The sequence below is a fragment of the Pyxidicoccus sp. MSG2 genome (genome assembly GCF_026626705.1).
Lineage (GTDB): Bacteria > Myxococcota > Myxococcia > Myxococcales > Myxococcaceae > Myxococcus.
The window spans coordinates 9615497-9631322 of the sequence record NZ_JAPNKC010000001.1 but is presented as its reverse complement, the minus strand read 5'-3'; the positions used below and the strand labels follow the sequence as shown (position 1 = coordinate 9631322).

At 70.2% G+C, this 15826-nt stretch carries 13 protein-coding genes and 1 pseudogene; 6 read left to right on the top strand and 8 right to left on the bottom strand.

From position 1 onward, the window contains the following. Window positions 1-3: 3 nt before the first annotated feature. From OV427_RS37750 to OV427_RS37735, 4 genes and pseudogenes are all read right to left on the bottom strand, one after another. Complete coding sequence (locus OV427_RS37750; RefSeq protein ID WP_163998428.1) at window positions 4-240, bottom strand: hypothetical protein; 237 nt, start codon at window positions 238-240, stop codon at window positions 4-6. Between the two features lie 148 nt (window positions 241-388). After that, window positions 389-1243: a bifunctional DNA-formamidopyrimidine glycosylase/DNA-(apurinic or apyrimidinic site) lyase gene (gene mutM, locus OV427_RS37745; protein ID WP_267861074.1), complete on the bottom strand. Its 855-nt coding sequence runs from the start codon at window positions 1241-1243 to the stop codon at window positions 389-391. A 231-nt stretch (window positions 1244-1474) separates the two neighbouring features. After that, window positions 1475-1939: a serine hydrolase domain-containing protein gene (locus OV427_RS37740; RefSeq protein ID WP_267861073.1), complete on the bottom strand. Its 465-nt coding sequence runs from the start codon at window positions 1937-1939 to the stop codon at window positions 1475-1477. Between the two features lie 65 nt (window positions 1940-2004). Beyond that, a pseudogene (locus OV427_RS37735) lies at window positions 2005-2613 on the bottom strand (serine hydrolase domain-containing protein); the annotation flags it as partial. 58 nt (window positions 2614-2671) lie between these two features. On the opposite strand from OV427_RS37735, the gene OV427_RS37730 reads away from it, so the two are divergent. Beyond that, on the top strand, window positions 2672-3055 hold the full coding sequence (locus tag OV427_RS37730) for a hypothetical protein (RefSeq protein WP_267861072.1): 384 nt from the start codon (window positions 2672-2674) through the stop codon (window positions 3053-3055). Between the two features lie 15 nt (window positions 3056-3070). Here the strand turns inward: OV427_RS37730 and OV427_RS37725 are convergent, their stop codons facing one another. Continuing rightward, window positions 3071-3508: a hypothetical protein gene (locus tag OV427_RS37725; RefSeq protein ID WP_267861071.1), complete on the bottom strand. Its 438-nt coding sequence runs from the start codon at window positions 3506-3508 to the stop codon at window positions 3071-3073. A 258-nt stretch (window positions 3509-3766) separates the two neighbouring features. Here OV427_RS37725 and OV427_RS37720 point away from each other — a divergent pair, with 258 nt between their 5' ends. From OV427_RS37720 to OV427_RS37710, 3 genes are all read left to right on the top strand, one after another. Continuing rightward, window positions 3767-6937 carry a ligand-binding sensor domain-containing protein gene (locus tag OV427_RS37720; protein WP_267861070.1) on the top strand — a complete coding sequence of 1057 codons (3171 nt, stop codon included), beginning with the start codon at window positions 3767-3769 and terminating at the stop codon, window positions 6935-6937. Further along, window positions 6915-7583: a response regulator gene (locus OV427_RS37715; protein ID WP_267861069.1), complete on the top strand. Its 669-nt coding sequence runs from the start codon at window positions 6915-6917 to the stop codon at window positions 7581-7583. Before OV427_RS37720 ends, OV427_RS37715 begins: the two co-directional genes overlap by 23 nt. A 131-nt stretch (window positions 7584-7714) precedes the next feature. Next, the gene (locus OV427_RS37710) at window positions 7715-8776 is read left to right on the top strand and encodes a hypothetical protein (protein ID WP_267861068.1); all 1062 of its coding nucleotides are present in this window, start codon (window positions 7715-7717) and stop codon (window positions 8774-8776) included. Between the two features lie 82 nt (window positions 8777-8858). Here the strand turns inward: OV427_RS37710 and rtcA are convergent, their stop codons facing one another. After that, complete coding sequence (rtcA, locus tag OV427_RS37705; protein WP_267861067.1) at window positions 8859-9875, bottom strand: RNA 3'-terminal phosphate cyclase; 1017 nt, start codon at window positions 9873-9875, stop codon at window positions 8859-8861. A 191-nt stretch (window positions 9876-10066) separates the two neighbouring features. Further along, window positions 10067-11302 carry an RtcB family protein gene (locus tag OV427_RS37700; RefSeq protein ID WP_267861066.1) on the bottom strand — a complete coding sequence of 412 codons (1236 nt, stop codon included), beginning with the start codon at window positions 11300-11302 and terminating at the stop codon, window positions 10067-10069. A gap of 144 nt (window positions 11303-11446) precedes the next feature. Between OV427_RS37700 and rtcR the strand changes: the two genes are divergently transcribed. After that, window positions 11447-13093: an RNA repair transcriptional activator RtcR gene (gene rtcR / locus OV427_RS37695; RefSeq protein WP_267861065.1), complete on the top strand. Its 1647-nt coding sequence runs from the start codon at window positions 11447-11449 to the stop codon at window positions 13091-13093. A gap of 431 nt (window positions 13094-13524) precedes the next feature. Further along, window positions 13525-14421: a hypothetical protein gene (locus OV427_RS37690; RefSeq protein ID WP_267861064.1), complete on the top strand. Its 897-nt coding sequence runs from the start codon at window positions 13525-13527 to the stop codon at window positions 14419-14421. A 16-nt stretch (window positions 14422-14437) separates the two neighbouring features. On the opposite strand, the gene OV427_RS37685 is transcribed toward OV427_RS37690, so the two are convergent. Beyond that, entirely contained in the window at window positions 14438-15811 is a 1374-nt protein-coding gene (locus tag OV427_RS37685; RefSeq protein WP_267861063.1) for a M24 family metallopeptidase, read from the bottom strand. Between the last annotated feature and the right edge of the window lie 15 nt (window positions 15812-15826).

The window sequence follows — 15826 nt, the reverse complement described above, 5'->3', positions numbered from 1 at the left end:
GGCTCAGTCCGGCAGGGGGCTCTGGCGCGGGGTGCCCATCAATTCCAGCGCGCGGAGTGCGACGCGGATGAGCGTCTGGGCGCAGGGCTCACAGCCTCCGCCGCAGCAGCGGGGCCAGCGCCCCTCGGGGTTGCGCAGCAGCGGGCGCACGGTGGACTGGTAGTAGCTGGGGAAGCCCAGCTCCTCGCTGGCTCGGGCCAGCGCGGCATCGAGAGATGGCGGCTCGGTGACGTCGGACACGCCGTGCTTCATAACAGCGGCCGGGCCCGGCGCACACCCGGCCCGGCACGGCTCAGCGTCCCGACTGATGGCTCACAACAGCGAGGCCCGTGCCGCCTCGGCGTGAGCACGGGATTCGACTGCTCGGCTCCGCGTCCCAGTCAATCGTTCACAACAGCGAGGCCTGCGCCGGCGCCGAGGGAGTGCCGGACTCGGGCTGGCAGGTGGCGCACCAGTGCGTGTTGCGCCCGCCAATGCGCAGATGCGAAACGGGCGTGGTGCAGCGAGGACACGGCGCGCCCGTGCGGCCGAAGACATTGCGACGGTGCTTCGCCTGGCCCTGCACGCCGAAGAGGTCCTTCTGCGTCCCGCGAAGGCGCAGCCCCTCCTCCAGCACTGCGCGGATGGCGCGGTGCAGACGGGCCAACTCTTCTCGCGTGAGGGACGATGCGAGCCGGCGCGGGTCCAACCCCGCCTGCCACAGGCTCTCGTCCGCGTCGCGGTTGCCCAGGCCCGCGAGGACGCGCTGGTTGAGCAGCACCGTCTTGAGCGGACTCCTCCGGCTGCGGAGCTGCCGCGCGAGCACCTCCGGGGTGAAGGTGTCATCGAGCGCCTCGGGCCCCAGCTCGTCGAGCTTGAGGCGCGAGACCACCTCGGCAGCACGCCCCACCGCCACGCGCGCGTAGCCGAGCGTGTCGGTGAGGTGCAGTTCCTCGCCGCCTTCGAGCGTGAAGACGACGAGCGTCGCGGGAGCACGCTCGCTGCCCTGGGGGCGCAGCTTCAAGTCCCCCCAGAGCATGAAGTGGATGGCGAGCGTCCGGCCGTCATCGAGCGGCAGCAGGATGAACTTCGCCCGCCGCTGCGCACCGGTAACGGTGCGCCCGCGCAGCACCTCGATGAAGTCCGGCGGCGAGGGGAAGCGCACGGCGACCGGGGACAGCACCTCGGCATCCGTGAAGCGCCGCCCCACGACAGCCTGCCGGAGGTCTCGAACGATGATTTCGACTTCGGGGACTTCGGCCACGCGAGCTTCCTCCTGCTGCGTGGATACATGCTGCGTAGGCCGTGCTCCGCGCTACTCAAGAGGTTGCTTCGCGGTGTAGCCCGGCTGCCCCACGAGCGAAGGCCCGTCTGGGATTGAGCGTCCCCACGCCGCCTGACTTCCAGGCGAGCAGCCCCGGTGGAACACGCCAGCGTGCCCTCCCGGTCACCGTCGTCGGCCTTGCCCAGGAAGGAGCGCCCAACGGGCAAAACATCAATGCGCGTTGGGCATGTGCTCGAACGGCCAGGGCCGGCTCGCGGGCAGCGACGTGCCGAGCCAGAGGTCCGCGATTCGCTGAGCCAGCCGCCACGGTTCTCCGCCCGCGCGGTTCGTCAGGACGATGACCGTGAGACGCTGCTCGGGATACTTCACGATGGCGTTGGTGAAGCCACACGTCTCGCCATGGTGGGACAGGCGCTTCCTGCCGCCGTCGTCGTCGACGAACCAGCCAAAGCCATACGTACCGGCCTTGCCATCCGGAAGCGTCGGTGGCGTCCACGCCAGCGTCTGGGTTTGCGCGCTGACGAGCCCATGCGAGTCCAGCGCCCTGTCCCACGCCACGAGGTCCACCACGGACGTGTAGATGCCGCCATCCCCCAGCACGGCGCTGGTGTTGCTCTGGTCCCTGGGGATGAAGCCCTGGGGCCCCACGGCGTAGCCAAACGCGCGCCTGGGCACCGTGGAGACGCCTCCTCATGCGCCACGGTGGAGGGCATGCCGCTCGGAGCGAAGACGCGCTCGTGCAGGAAAGTGGCGAAGGACCTCCCGCTGACCTGCTGCACCACGAGCGCGAGCACCGCGTAGCCGGAGTTGCTGTAGCGCACCGCCGTCCCCGGCGGGAAGTACGTGCGCTCCGTGCGGGAGAGCAACTCCAGCACGTCACGGTCCTTCACCTGCACCGTCTGCGTGGCCGGGACGAAGTCCTCGTAGTCCCAGATACCCGACGTGTGCTGGAGCAGGTGCTGGATGCGGACCTCTCGCAGGTACGGCGGGAAGCCCGGGAGCACATCCACCACGCGGTCGTCGAGGCGCAGCCTGCCGTCCTGTACCAGCAGCAGGATGGCCGTGGCGGTGAACTGCTTGGAGAGCGACGCGAGCCGGTAGTCGCTCTCGGGCGTGGCGGGCGCTCGCTGGTCCAGGTCGGCCAGGCCGTACGCCCGTTCGAGGGCGACCTGCCCGTCATGAATCACCACCACGCTGGCGCCGGGACTGTCCGGTCCGGAGTAGTCGCGGAAGAGTGAATCCACCGTGCCCACGTCCGGGGCAGGGAGCGCTCGGGTGCTCGCGGTGGTGCCGGCACAACCGACGACCAGGGCGAGGAGGGCGACGGCGACAAGCGAGGGGACGGACATGGCTCGTGGCTCCATGCCGTGATTATGCAGAGAGGAGCACGGCAAAGGAGCGGAAGAGATGAAGCCCCCAGCCAGTGAGCGCATCACCCTCGTGGAGGTGTTCGAGCTGACGGCGCCCTTCGCAGTGTTCGAGGCCACCCTCCGCGCCGCGGTGCGGCGGTTGGAAATCGAGGGCGTGAGCCGCCTCGTCGGCGTGCAGTTCTACGGGGGCCCGGGTGACTCGGAAGCGGGCGCCATCATCACCTTCGCCGACTCCAGCCAGGTCATGGACCACATCCACATGATTTCCGGCTGGCCCGAGTTCAAGGCCCTCCTCGGCGTCGTGAAGCCCATCGACGTGCGGGTGTACGGCCGGCTCGGCGAGGAGGCCCACGCCTGGCTCCGGACGATGAACGTCGTGAGCAAGGTGTTCGAGAACCCGGTGGCGGGCTTCGTACGCTGAAGCCGCGCGCGGGCTTCAGCGCTTGAGCGGGCGCTGGTTGATTTCACCGACGATGGCCGCGAAGCGGTCCAGGTGCTTGGAGATCTCCGCGCGAGCGTCGCCCGCTCCCGACGTGGCCTGCGGAAGCAATTCAGTCACTTCGCTGGCGATGATGGACAGCTCCTGCGCCAGCATCATCATCTCCCGCTGTCCCTCTGAGCGGACCCGGGAGCACCAGTTGGCCTCATTGTAGAGCCGCGAGATCAGGTGCCCGCTGAGTACACCACCAATGGGATGGAGGTCGTTGTGTCCCGCCCGGTAGAGCTTCGCCGCCTGCTCGGTGCTGCGCTGCAGCTCCGCGCAATGCATCGCGACGTCCTTCTGCAACCCTCCGTCTCCGCCCCCTCGGGAGCAGCCCGTGACGACCAGCAGCAGGGACAACACCGGGAGGAGACGGTTGGGAAGTGGGCGCATGGGCGCGCCACTGTATGTCACCTGCCTGCTCCATGGGACGCCCGGAACCCAGGCGGGCACACGGCCGCACCGTGCCGACAAGGTCCCGCCAACCGTTTCTTTTGTAGAGTCACGCGTCCGACCGGCAACGACCCGACGGATGCCGCTCCTCGGGAGGTCCATACGCCGGTGACACACCGCTCCCAGCGCCCGGCTTCCGGTCGCGTCCGTCTCGGGGTCAGGCTCCCAGGGGTCCTCCTCCTGCTGCTCTGGTCCGGAGTGGCCTCCGGCACCCCCGCGCTCGGCCTGCACCAGGTGGGGGCCTCCCGCGAGTTCCAGTCCGAGTACATCACCGAGGTCCTGCTCGACCGGGTGGGGCTGCTCTGGATTGGCACGCGCGAGGGGCTCTTCCTCCACGACGGCCACCGCTTCCGCAGGTTCCAGTACGAGCCGGGCAATTCCGCCTCCCTGACCAGCGATGAGGTGCGAACCCTGCATGAGGACGCCCACGGTCGCCTGTGGGTGGGCACCATGAACGGGGGATTGAGCCTGGCCGACCGGGCGCACTGGTCGTTCCAGCACTTCCGGCATGATGCCTCGAACCCGGAGAGCCTCCCCCACGACGCCATCTTCGCGCTGGAGGACGCGGAAGGGGGCCGGCTGTGGGTCGGGACGCGGGCCGGCCTCGCCGTGCTGGACCCCGCCACCGGGCGCGCCACGCGAACGCCCCTCGTGCCCGGTGGGGGAGGCGAATTCGTGCTGGCCCTTCGCAGAGACCGCGCGGGGACGCTCTGGGTGGGCACGCTCGGACGTGGCCTGTTCCGGCGGCGCGCCGGGGAGAGCACCTTCGAGCACGTCGCCACCGACGCGAACAGCGGTGCCGCCCAGGACATCTTCAGCCTCGCGGAGGATGGGGCAGGCGGGCTGTGGGTCGGCGCCAGGGAAGGCCTCTACCGGATGCTGCCCGGCACCTCGAGCCTGCACCCCGTGCCCCTCTCCCCGCCGGAGGTGGCCAGCAAGCTCTTCAACATCACCGAGCTCGAGCCGGACGGACGGGGGACGCTGTGGATCGGCTCCTTTGGCGCCGGCCTCTTCCGCATGGACACGGCGACGGGCGAGGTGCACGCGGAGCGGCTCCCCTCGGATGGACCGGGGTACGAGCAGCGCATCGACGAAGGGACGCTGGAGCTCGACCCGGCGGGTGGCCTCTTCATCGGCACGTTCGGGATGGGCCTGTTCCACGCCTCGCTGCGGCCCGACATCTTCCAGACCTTCCGCGGCAAGGGCACGGACGGCACGCACGGGCTGGCGAACGAGGACGTCTGGGCGGTGCTCTCCGAAGGAGACAGCCACCTGCTGGTGGGGAGCTTCGGCGGCGGAGTGGACCGCCTCGACGTGGCCACCGGGCAGGTGGAGCCGCTGAACGTCCCCGTCCCCAGCGACGAGGACTGGAAGGGCGTCCTCTGCCTGCTGCGCACCCGCGACGGCGCGCTGTGGGTGGGCCTCACGCAGGGAGCCTACCGCCTGGAGCCCGGCACCGGACGCCTGCACCTGTATCGCCACGCGTTCGGGCAGGGCAGGGACCAGGCCCCCGGGTACGTCAACTCGCTGCTGCAGGACTCGAAGGGACGTGTGTGGCTCGGAAGCGCGAGCGAGGGCATCCACCTCTACCGCCCCGACACCGACGACTTCCTCGCGTTCCGGCACGACGCGGGCGACCCACGCTCGCTCTCCGACGACTCCATCAGCACGCTCATGGAGGACCGCCGCGGGCGGCTCTGGATAGGCACCCAATCGGGCGGGCTCAACATCTGCACGGTGGAGGCGGACCGCCTCGACTGCGTGCGCCTGGGCCCCCAGACGACTCCGCGGCTCGGCCACTTCTTCGTCAGCGCCCTGCTGGAGGACCCGGAGGGGTCGGTGTGGGTGGGCACCGTGGGCGGAGGGCTGCAGCGCCTCTGGCTCGACGCGGCGGGCCTGCCCGCGCGGGCGGACCACTGGACGCAGGACGAGGGCCTCATCGACAACCACGTCATGGCGCTGGCACGCGCACCGGACGGGGCCCTCTGGGCGGGCACGCGCGCGGGGCTGTCGCGCCTCGACGTGGCGACGGGCACCTTCGAGAACCATGGCCCCTCCGACGGCCTGCCCACCGGGACCTTCAACCGCGCGGCGGTGTCGCGCCTCGGCGGGCGGCTCTACTGGGGCACCGCCAAGGGCGTGGTGGCCCTGGAGCCCCTGGTGCGTCCGCGGAAGGGGCCGCCGCCGCCGCTCGTCATCACCTCCGTCGAGGGCCTCGAGTCCCCGGCGCTGCCCACGCGGCCCGCCTGGGAGCTGTCCTCGCTCGACGTGCCCTGGCGCCAGCCCTTCACGCTCGAGTTCGCGGTCCTCGACTACGGGCGCAGCGACGCGAAGTACGAGTACCGGCTGTCCGCCGAGGGCGCCTGGCTCCCGCTGAGCACGCGCAACCACCTCACGTTCCACGCGCTGCCGCCCGGCGAACACCAGCTCCAGGTGCGCGGGCGCAGCCCCGGCCAGCCCTGGAGCGAGACGCGCCCGCTCACCCTGCGCGTGGCCCCTCCCTTCTGGCAACGCAATGACGTCCGGTTCGGCGCGCTGGCCGGGACGCTGCTCGTCTTCATCGCGGGGCTCGCGTGGCGGACGCGCTTCCTGGAGCAGCGCAACCAGGCGCTCCGCGAGCTCCAGGCCGAGCGCGAGCAGGCGCTGCGCCAGGCGCAGGCGAGCCGTGAGCACATGCGCCGCCTCAACATGCGACTGGAGGCCGCCAAGGAGGAGGAGCGCAAGCACCTTGCCCGGGAGCTGCATGATGAGTTCGGCCAGGCGCTGACGGCCGTGAAGCTCAACCTCGGCCTGGTGGCCGCCACGGCGCGTCCGAGCGGCCCCCTCGCCGGGCGACTCCCGGACGCCATCTCCCTCATCGACAGGCTCATCGGCCAGGTCCGCTCCCTCTCCCTCGACCTGCGGCCTCCGCAGCTCGACGAGCTGGGGCTCGTCGCGGCCCTGGAGAACTACCTGGCCGGAGTCGCACAGCGCAGCGCGGTGGAGCTGGTGTTCACCTCGGCCTCGTCCCTGCCCTCGCTGGGCGTGGAGCGCGACATCGTCATCTTCCGGGTCATCCAGGAGGCGATCACCAACGCCCTGCGCCACGCCAGGGCACGGCGGCTCGAGGTCCGGCTCGAGTCCGCCGGGCAGGCCATCCGCCTGGAGGTGCGGGACGATGGCAGGGGCTTCGCCGCCGAGGAGGTGCTCGCGGGGGGCGCCCCCGGCAGCTTCGGCCTGTTCGGAATGCAGGAGCGGGTGCGCGACCTGGGAGGCCGCTTCGAGGTGACGTCCCGCCTCGCGGAGGGCACGCGCGTGGTGGCCGAGGTGCCAATGGCCCGGGACGAGAATTCCATGGAGGAGAATCATGCGAGTGGTGCTGACGGATGACCACCAACTGGTGAGAGCGGGCCTGCGGGCCCTGCTCGACACGTTCGGTGACATCGAGGTGCTGGCCGAGTGCGGTGATGGGCAGGAGGCCCTGGCGCTGACGGACCGCCTGCAGCCGGACGTCCTCCTGCTGGACATCTCGCTGCCGGGGCTCAACGGCATCGAGGTCGCGCGCCGGGTGCCGAAGGTCAGCCCCTCCACCCGCGTGCTCGTGCTCTCCATGCACACCGCGGCGGAGTACGTGGCCCAGGCGCTGCGCGCGGGCGTGGCCGGCTACCTCATCAAGGACGCGGCCGTGGCGGAGCTCAAGGTGGCGCTGGAAGCGGTGCGCCAGGGCCGCACCTACCTGAGCCCCGCCGTCTCGCAGCGGGTGGTGGAGGGCTTCCTGCGCGTCACCGAGGAGGCGCCGGCCGCGCGCCCCCTCGACCTCCTCACGACCCGCCAGCGCGAAGTCCTTCAGCTCATCGCGGAGGGGCATGCCACCCGCGCCATCGCCGAGCGACTCCACGTGAGCGTGAAGACGGTGGAGGCCCATCGGTCGCAGTTGATGGAGCGCCTCGACATCCGCGACGTGCCGTCCCTCGTCCGCCTCGCCGTCCGACACGGGCTGGTGCCGGGCGAACCCCCCGAGCCCGGGGGCGCGTAGGGGATTCCTTAGGCCCTTCTAGGGGGCGCCCTGATGGCTGGCACACTCCACGTGTGGCTACAACAGTTACCCGGCTCGCAGCTTTTTCGGGGAGCCGGTCAGCTCGCGCACCATCCTTCAGGAGGAACACCATGCGGAATGCTTCAAGGTTGGGAACCCTCGCCCTGTCCCTGCTGGCCCTGGGCGGCGTGGCGAATGCAGCCGCGCCGCAGTACACAATCATCGACCTGGGCACCGTCCAGTCGTCCGATACCGCCTCGCAGGCCTTTCGCATCTCCCCGGGCGGCGTCGCCACCGGGCGCTCACTCGGCACCAGCCAGAACCGGACCTTTCGCTGGACCCAGGCCGCCGGGCTCGTCGGCCTGCCGAACCTCACCTCCCCGTCTCGAATCTACAGCGCGGGCAACGGCGCCAATGATGCCGGCGCCGTGGTTGGCACCGGGACGACGACCGCGACCGGCGTGAACCCGCTGCCGCTGATCTGGAAGAGCGGGGTCGTCTCGCAGCTGCCGCTCCCGCCCGGACAGTCGGTCGGGCGCGCGAACGACGTGAACAGCTCCCTGGTGGCGGTCGGCTCGGCGGGAAGCGGCACCTCGGAGCGCGCGGCGCTGTACTCGGGTAGCGCCGGCAAGCTCATCACCCAGACCACGTCGACCGGGTGCTACCTGGTCTCGGCCTTTGGCATCAACAACGCCGGCCTGATTGTGGGAATCGGGGTCGACCCCAACAACGCCGCGCGCAACGTGGGCATCGTCTACAACTCGGTGACCAACACCGCGACCGAAGTGGGCGCCCTGTCAGGACGCAACGGCGCCGTCGCCTTCGATGTGAGCGAGAACGGCCGCGTGGTGGGGGCGAGCATGAGCAACCAGGGCTCGGGGGTGCCCTTCATCTGGGACAGCGCGAATGGGATGCGGGCGATTCCGCTCCCGGCGGGCACGTCGTCCGGCTCCGCGCGCGGCGTGAACTCGGCGGGCTGGGCCGTGGGCACCGCCTCCAGCGCGTCGTCGGTCCCCTTCCTCTTCGACGGTGTCACCACCTATCGGCTGGGTGACCTGCTGCCGGCCGGCTCCGGCTGGAACCTCCTGACGGGCACCTCGAACTCGGCCTACGGCATCAGCGATACCGGCGTCATCGTCGGCACCGGCACGCACAACGGTGCGGTCCATGCCTACGCGATGATTCCCAGGTAGAAGCAGGGACAGGCCCCGGGGCGGGGACGTGGTGACTCCGCCCCAGGGCGCTTCCCCGCCTCCGTCCAGCCCCCGGCTCACCTCAGCCCCGCACCTCCACCTCGCGCACCTCGCGAGACACCTCGCGGACCTGGACCTTCACGTCGAGGAAGTGCGCCATCGTGTGCAGCTGCGTTTCCGCGTGCCCGTCCAGCGGCAGCGTGCGGAAGGTGCCTCCCTTCGCCAGCGCCAGGAGCAGGAGGAGCTGGTCGCACAGGTGCTCGCCCACCGGCACCTCCGCGTCCAGGTAGCGCTTCACCTCCGCCACCATCTCCTCGGCCACCATCTCCGCGCGCTTTCCCCGCTCGCCGAACGCGGTGAAGACCTCCGTCACGTGCTCGCTCTCCACCTCCGCCATCAGCACGTTGCCCGGGCCCGGTGAGCGCTTCAGCTCCTCCGTGCGCAGCTCGTCCGGGCGCCACTTCAGCGCCCCACCCGCCACGTCCAGCTCGCGCTTCGCCACGTCGAACGGAATCATCGCCACCACCGCCTTCACCTCGCGGCGCAGCACCCGTCCACGCTCCAGCAGGCTCACCGGCTCGAGCGGCGCCGGGCGCACGTCCACGCGGAACTTCCCTCCACCCGCCGGGAAGAAGCCGGGCCGCTCCAGCGTCGCCTCCACCGCTGGCCCCATCTTCCGCAAGAGCGGCAGGTACGCCTTCTGGAGGAAGTCGAACGGCGGCGCCGCCGGGTTGTGCGTCCCACCCTCCAGCATCAGCGTGGACGGCGTCCCCGCCATCAGCAGCGCCGGGAGCACCGTCTGCATCACCAGCGTCGCGCTGCCCGCCGTGCCCACCGAGAAGTGGTAGTTGCCCGCCGCCAGCGCTCGCGGACGGAACGTCAGCTCGCGCGAGCCCAGTTCCGCGCCCGACACCTCCGCCGCGCCCACCGCCTCCGCGGCCTTCACCCCCGTGAGGTGCTGGCGCAACAGGCCCGGCTTCTTCCGACCCGCGCGGATGTTCGTCATGGTGAACGGCGTCCCCGTCACCAGCGACAGCGCCAGCGACGTGCGCAGCACCTGTCCGCCACCCTCTCCCTGAGAACCATCGATGCGCACCATCTTCAGCCTCCTCGCTCCCCGCGACGCACGCACCACCCGGGACAGCCTGACACCTATCCAAAAATAGCGGCGCCCGCTCCCCCCATGCTGGCGACCTTTCGGTCTCTCAGGGGGAAGCGGGCGCCTCGGTGTCTTCATCCCGGCATGGCCACCTCGCTCAGGTGTCTGGGTTGTCGATGACTTCGCGTGCCCTAACCCTTCACGCACACCACCTGCTTCAGGGTGTGGACGACCTCCACCAGGTCCGCCTGCGCCGCCATCACCGCATCGATGGGCTTGTACGCAGCCGGCGTCTCGTCGATGACGTCCACGTCCTTGCGGCACTCGATACCCGCCGTCGCCTTCGCGTGGTCCTCGAGCGTGAAGCGCTTCTTCGCCGCCTCACGCGACATCACCCGGCCCGCGCCGTGGCTGCAGGAGTGGAAGCTCTCCTCGTTCCCCTTCCCGCGGACGATGTACGAACGCGCCCCCATGCTGCCGGGGATGATGCCGAGGTCACCCTCGCGCGCCCGCACCGCGCCCTTGCGCGTCACGAAGCAGTTCTTCCCGTAGTGGTGCTCACGGGAGATGTAGTTGTGGTGGCAGTTCACCGCCTCGTCCGCCAGCTCGAACGGGGGCAGCTCACCGCTGCGCTTCAGCGCGTCCACCGCCGAGTGCAACATCAACTGACGGTTCGTCGCCGCGTAGTCCTGCGCCCAGCTCACGGCGAAGACGTAGTCATCGAAGTGCTGCGAGCCCTCGGGCAGGTACGCCAGGTCCGCGTCCGGGAGGTGGATGAAGAAGCGGCGCATGTCCTCCTTCGCCAGCTCGATGAAGTGGCTCCCGATGCGGTTACCCACCCCGCGCGAACCCGAGTGCAGCATCAGCCACACGCCGTCCGACTCATCCAGGCACAGCTCGATGAAGTGGTTCCCCGTCCCGAGCGTCCCGAGGTGCGCGATGTCCGGCCCACGGCCGATGCGAGGGTGCTTCCCGACGATGACGTCGTACCCCTCCATCAGTCGCTTCCACTCCGCCTGGTGCGGAGCCGGCGCCGAGCGCCACGCGCCCGCGTCGTTACGGCCGCCGTTGTCCGTACGGCCGTGCGGAACCGCCTGCTCAATCGCGGAGCGCACCCCGCGCAGCGAGTCCGGGAGCTGGTCCGCGCGCAGCGTCGTACGCACGGCAATCATCCCGCAACCGATGTCCACGCCCACCGCCGCCGGCACCACCGCGCCCACCGTCGGCACCACGCTCCCCACCGTCGCGCCGTAACCGCGGTGCACGTCCGGCATCACCGCGACCCACTTGTGGATGAAGGGCAGGCCCCGGAGGTTCTTGAGCTGCTTCTTCGCCTCGTCCTCGAACGGCACACCCACCGTCCACGCCTTGATGGGGCGACCCGCCTCGTCCGACAGCACCTCGTAGTTCGCGTTGTTGCGGTTCATGGCCTTCACCTTTCGGTCGTCCGCCCGGGCTCTGCGTCCCGGGCACGTCGGGAGGTAGAGCAGCCGGCGTGCCAACCCTTCTCCAGAGGGAAGGACTCCCGGAGGAGTGCCTCCGCCTATCCGTTGGGATAAAGTCCTATCCGCATGGCGAAAACGCGGGCGCGCAAGACGGTGGTCCTCGGGATGCTGGGGACGACGCTGGACACGGGACAGGGGCCGCATCGGTGGGCGAAGTGGCGGCCCACGGTGGCGCTGTGCCAGCAGGAGGACCTGGTGGTGCACCGGCTGGAGTTGCTGCACCCACCCAACGCGACGGCGCTCGCGGGCACGCTCGTGGCGGACATCCACCAGGTGTCACCGGAGACGGAGGTGCGCCCCACGGTGCTGGACATCCAGAACCCGTGGGACCTGGAGGAGACGTATGGCGCGCTGCTGGATTACGTGCGCGGCTACGCCCTCAATCCCGAGGAGGAGGACTACCTCGTCCACATCACCACGGGCACGCACATCGCGCAGATCTGCATGTTCCTCCTGGTGGAGAGCCGGCTCATCCCCGGCAGGCTGGTGCAGATGTCGCCCGCGGGCACCGGGAGGGACCGCTCGGGGCCGGGCTCGCACACGCTCATCGACCTGGACCTGTCGCAGTACGACACGCTGGCCGCGCGCTTCCAGCAGGAGCAGCGCGAGGGCCTATCCTTCCTCAAGGCCGGCATCGACACGCTCAACCCCGCCTTCAACCGGCTCATCGAGCGGATTGAGCAGGTGGCCGTGCAGTCGAAGGCGCCGCTGCTGATTACCGGCCCCACGGGTGCGGGCAAGTCACAGCTCGCGCGCCGCGTCTATGCGCTGAAGAAGACGCGGCGTGGGGTGGCCGGTCCCTTCGTGGACCTCAACTGCGCCACGCTGCGAGGTGACGGTGCCATGTCCGCCCTCTTCGGCCACGTGAAGGGCTCCTTCACCGGGGCACTCCAGGACAGGCCCGGACTGCTGCGGCAGGCGAATGGCGGCGTGCTGTTCCTCGATGAGATTGGCGAGCTGGGCGCGGACGAGCAGGCCATGCTGCTGCGCGCGCTGGAGGACAAGCGCTTCCTGCCGGTGGGTTCCGACAGGGAGGTGGAGAGCGACTTCCAGCTCATCGCCGGCACCAACCGCGACCTGCAAATCGAGGTGGAGCGTGGGCGCTTCCGTGAAGATCTGCTCGCGCGCATCAACCTGTGGACCTTCCGGCTGCCCGCGCTGCGCGAGCGCCCCGAGGACATTCCGCCCAACCTCCTCTACGAGCTGGACCAGGCGTCCGAGGCAATGGGCACGCGCGTCACCATGAACAAGGAGGCGCAGGAGCGGTTCCTCGGGTTCGCCACGTCACCGGATGCGCGATGGTCGGGGAACTTCCGAGACCTCAATGCGGCCGTGCTGCGCATGGCCACGCTCGCCGCAGGAGGACGGATTACGCGCGAGGTGGTGGACGAGGAGCTTGGCCGGCTGCGCGAGCAGTGGCGCCCGGCCGGGGCTCGCTCCGAGTCGCGCGGTGGCGCGGTGGACCTGGTGGCGGAGATTCTTGGCGAGGACCTGGCCAGGGAACTGGACCGGTTCGACCGGGTGCAACTGGCGGACGTGCTGAGCGTATGCCGCTCCTCGCGCACGCTGTCGGATGCCGGACGCGTGCTGTTCGCGCAGTCGCGTGCGCAGAAGAAGAGCGTCAACGACGCGGACCGGCTGAAGAAGTACCTCGCGCGTTTCGGCCTCACCTGGACGGACGTGAGCGGGCGCGGGGCCACCGACGCGGCCTGACTCGCGGAATGAACATTCCTTCCCGCATGACCGGCCGCCGGAGAGAGGTCGGTGTGGCACGCCTCCGGGCACCTGCCTCGCGGAATGAACGTTCCTTCCGGCATGACCGGCCGCCGGAGGTCGGCGAGGCACACCTCCGGGCACCTGCCCCGCGGAATGAACGTTCCTTCCGGCATGGCCGGTCGCCGGAGGGGCTCGTCGCGTCCGCGCCATGAAGCGCCTCTCCGCGTCAGGCATGCGTCGTTTCATGGCCACCGGCTGCGCGTTCTCGGACTGTCGCAGGATGAGACGTGCCGCTGTCGTGTCCGCTCGTGCACGGATGGCGAAAAATCAGCCGCCGCGTTGAAGGACGGGTGACCGTCTGCGTCTTTACCGGTGTTCCAGGAAGTACAGGGGGCCGTGAGCCGGACAGGCCTCACGGGACACACCGTATGCAGACACCTCTCCGCCGTCGCGCCCCGCATCGTCGGGCCGCCGCGTGGCTCCTCGCCACCTGCCTCGCGCTCGCGAGCACCGCCGCCTCGGCACAGGTCCGCGAGCCCGACAACTTCGTCGCCACCACCCTTCTCTTCTCGTCGGCGCCCCGGCTGAACGACGTGTCCACGCGCCACTTCTCACCCACGCTCTCCGCGGGCTTCAAGGTGTCCGAACACGGACAGCTCCGCGTGGACTGGGGGCTGCCCTACACCACGCTCGCGACCGGAAGCAGCAGCCAGTGGAGCCATGTCGGCCCCTCCAACCTCCTCCTCGGCATCCACCACACGCGCACGGCCGCGGAGGACGTCCTCTTCGTCCGCGTCGGTGCCGCCGTGGCCCTTCCCGTCGCCCTGCGCACCGACGCGCGGAAGGCCGGCGAGTCCGCCACCGCCGCGGAGGGCGCCAACTACGCCACCGCCTCCGCCGTGCGCGGGCTGGCGGACCCGTGGCTGTGGTCGCTCGACACCACGTCCGTGGTGCTGCCCCTCGCCGTCGGCATGGACCTGCCGGGCTTCCAGCTCCGCGCCGACGTCGCCCTCGGCATGCTGGTGCCCGTCTCACATTCCTCGGAGGACACCCACTTCGTCGCCCAGGCCAGCGCCGAGGCCTCGCTCGGGCTCGGGCTGCTGGAGCCCGGCCTGCGCGCCCAGCTCGTCTCGCCCCACCTCACCGAGGCGACGTGGGACGGCAAGGACTCCCAGCTCTCCCTCGAGCCCTTCGTCCGCGCCCGCCTCGGCTCCGGCTTCGCGCGGGCTGGCGTCCGCATCGACGTGGACACGCCGGAGGGCCTCCGCACCGCCGGCACCGCGCGCATGTGGGCCTTCAGCGTGGGCGCGGGCATCGGCTTCTGAGGGCCTTCACGCCATCTCAGTGGATGGGCGCACCGCGCGTCGTGAAGACCTGGCTCCCGAGGAAGTAGAAGGCCTCCTGCCGCGGCACGAAGAACTTCCAGCCTTCGCCCGTGAGGTACGCCGGGTCCTCCTGCATCACGAACACCTTCTGCCCGTCCCACTCGGGCACCACGGTGGCCGTGTTCAGCTCAATCGCGATGTATGAGCCCTCGCGCAGCAGCTTGGGCTCCTCCTTGCGGCTGGCCGAGCGGAAGTCGACGTGCGCCCCCAGCGCGTGGCCCTGGTTGCCCAGCGGATGGCTGTAGACCATCGCTTCGATTCCCTTCTCCTTCATCTCCGCCATCGTCTGCTCGTACACGTCCGCCGACGAGCGGCCCGGCCGCGAGCTGCGCAGCATCAGCGCGTCCTGCAGCGCGTTCGTGTTCGCGAGCGCCTTCTTCAGCCCCGCGGGCACGTCCATCTCACCCTCCAGCGGCACGTACGCCATCTTCTGCCAGTCCGTGTTCAACCCCAGGTAGGTGATTCCGAAGTCCACGTGGAGCAGGTCACCACGCTGGATGACGACGTCCTCCGTCGAGGGCGCCAGGAAGCCGCGCGACGTGGAGCTCACCAGCCCCTTGCGCTGCACGCGCAGGTCCGGCTGGAACCACGTGTCCACACCCAATTCCCACAGCCTGTCGTAGAGCCAGCGACGCACGTCGCCCACCGTCGTCTTCCCCGGCACCACCACGGCAGGCGAGAAGGCCTCCTTCACCACCGCGTCCGTCAGCGCCACCAGCGCGCGGTAGTGCTCCCACTCCTCGGGCAGCCGCGTGTCCAGGTACTCCTCGATGAGCGGCGCCGCACTCACGAAGCGCGCCTCCGCCCCCGCCCCCAGCGTCTCCACCAGGAAGGCATACCCGTCGCGAGTCAGGCTGCGCGTCACCCCGCGCCTGCCGCCAATGCCCAGTGCAATCGTCTTCGGCTGATAGCGCGAGTCCAACTCCGTCAGCACGTCGCGCGTCGTGCGACCCTCGGCGGGCAATTCGAAGAAGCGCGTGAGCGCGGCCTCCGCGTAGCCCGTCAGCGCCACCCGCTTCAGGCCCTCCGGCCCCGCGTCCACGAAGACGAAGATGTCCCGGTTGCCCGCGTACGGCCGCGGCGGCGCGACGAACTGCGTGAGCGGGTCGTCATGGAACTCCTCGTTGACGACAATCCACATGCCCACGCCGTGACGGCGCATCATGTCCAGCAGCAGCCCGTGGCGCTTCTCCAGCCAGGCCTCGCGCACGGACATCTGCTCGGACCAGGTCAGCAGTCGCGGCGCATCGGCACCGGGGCCTCTCCGGGCCGGCGTGGCACAAGCGGCCAGCAGCACGCACGAGAGGACCACCCAGCATCCACCACGCATTCGAGGACTCCCCAT